2 protein-coding genes are annotated in these 2,117 nt (G+C 63.1%); both read right to left on the bottom strand.

The genetic code is table 11. The annotated features are described in order from the left end of the window. Window positions 1–154 precede the first annotated feature (154 nt). Window positions 155–1,639 (bottom strand): NAD(P)(+) transhydrogenase (Re/Si-specific) subunit beta, encoded by a 1,485-nt coding sequence (locus VGD20_RS06535; protein WP_331133680.1) that lies wholly within the window; start codon window positions 1,637–1,639, stop codon window positions 155–157. Between the two features lies 1 nt (window position 1,640). Further along, complete coding sequence (locus tag VGD20_RS06530; protein WP_294029747.1) at window positions 1,641–1,922, bottom strand: proton-translocating transhydrogenase family protein; 282 nt, start codon at window positions 1,920–1,922, stop codon at window positions 1,641–1,643. Window positions 1,923–2,117 lie beyond the last annotated feature (195 nt).

Raw genomic sequence — 2,117 nt, 5'->3', positions numbered from 1 at the left:
CCCCCGATCAGGCCGATTTTGCGCATAAGGTCCCTTATTAAAACACGTCGCCCCCGCGCAGGCGGGGGCCGCTATCGAGGTAGCACAAGGCTGCCAGCGGCCCTGCCTTCGCAGGGGCGACGATTCTTGTCTAGTGCCCGCTACCGCGCCGACCTTAGTGGCCGCTACCGCTGAGGGCCTTGACGATATCGTCGGCCATCTTCTTGGCATCGCCGAGCAGCATCATCGTCTGATCCATATAGAAGACGTCGTTGTCGACGCCGGCATAGCCGACCCCGCCCATCGAGCGCTTCACAAACAGCACGGTCTTCGCCTTTTCGACGTCGAGCACCGGCATGCCATAGATCGGCGACGTCTTGTCGGTCTTCGCCGCCGGGTTGGTGACATCGTTCGCGCCGATGACGAAGGCGACGTCGCACTGCGCGAATTCGCCGTTGATATCCTCCAGTTCGAACACCTCGTCATACGGCACGTTCGCCTCGGCGAGCAGCACGTTCATATGGCCCGGCATACGTCCCGCGACCGGGTGGATCGCATATTTGACGTTCACGCCCTCTTTCTTGAGCTGGTCGGCCATTTCGCGGAGCGCATGCTGCGCCTGGGCGACCGCCATGCCGTAGCCGGGGACGATGATGACATTCTCGGCCTGGCTCATCAGGAAGGCCGCATCCTCGGCGCTGCCCGGTTTCCACGGGCGCTGTTCCTTCGAACCGCCTGCGCCGCCGCCCGAATCGTCGGCACCGAAGCCGCCGGCGATCACGCTGATGAAGCTGCGGTTCATCGCGCGGCACATGATGTACGACAGGATCGCACCCGACGAGCCGACGAGCGCGCCGGTGATGATCATCGCGGTGTTGCCGAGCGTGAAGCCCATCGCCGCCGCGGCCCAACCCGAATAGCTGTTCAGCATCGACACGACGACGGGCATGTCGGCGCCGCCGATTGGGATGATCAGCAGGAAACCGATCGCGAAGCTGAGCCCGGTGATCGTCCAGAACACCCATGGCGACTGGTCCTGCGTGAAATAAGCGGTCAGCGCGACGATTGCGGCGAGCGTGCCGAGATTGATGATGTGCCGGCCCGGAAACATGATCGGCGAACCCGACATATTGCCGTTGAGCTTCAGGAAGGCGATGACCGATCCCGAGAAGGTGATCGCACCGATCGCGATGCCAAGGCCCATTTCGATGCGGCTGACGAGATGGATCTGCCCCGCGGCATCGGCGATGCCGAAAGCGGTCGGATTGAGATAGGCAGCGGCGGCAACCGCAACAGCGGCAAGACCGACGAGGCTGTGGAACGCGGCGACAAGCTGCGGCATCGCGGTCATCGCGATCCGCCGTGCCATCACGATACCGATCACGGCACCGATGCCGATCGCGACGAGTATCTCGACGAGGCCGATCGTATCGAGGAGGCCGTCGGCGGTGGCCGGCGCATGGGTGAGCAGCGTGGTGACAACCGCAATCAACATGCCCGCCATGCCGAAACGGTTTCCGCTTTGCGCCGTTGCCGGGCTCGAAAGGCCGCGCAGCGCCAGAATGAACAGCACGCCCGCTACCAGATAGGCGACGGCAGCCCAGGGATTTACCGCGCCGTGGCCGCCGGTCGCGGCGGAAAGGATCGACTGAAATTCCATCTCAGCGCTCCTTCTTCTTGTACATCGCGAGCATGCGCGCGGTGACCGCGAAACCGCCGAAAATGTTGATGCTTGCCATCACGACCGCAGCAAGCCCGAGCCACTTCGAGGTCGCCGATCCCGCAGCGGCGCTGGCGATCAGCGCGCCGACGATGATCACCGACGAAATGGCGTTGGTCACGCTCATCAGCGGCGTGTGCAGCGCCGGCGTCACCGACCAGACGACGAAATAGCCGACAAAGCAGGCCAGGACGAAAATCGAAAAAATCGCGATAAAATCCACGGGCTCGCTCCCCTGCTGATTCCGTTTCGCGCACCTCTTGCCGCGCGCCGTCCAGCGTGTCGACTCCAAAGCGGTCAAAAAGCAGCGCCCACATTTCCCGGCGCGGGAAATGCGGGCGTTTTGCGATACTAAATATCGCTTTGCCGACTTGCCGGCGCGGATTGCTACATTGCGGGGACGAGAACCGCGTCAATG

The sequence above is a fragment of the Sphingopyxis sp. genome (assembly GCF_036402335.1).
Taxonomy (GTDB): domain Bacteria; phylum Pseudomonadota; class Alphaproteobacteria; order Sphingomonadales; family Sphingomonadaceae; genus Sphingopyxis.
Note: the sequence above shows the minus strand (reverse complement) of the source record. Positions and strands in the feature narration are given on the sequence as shown.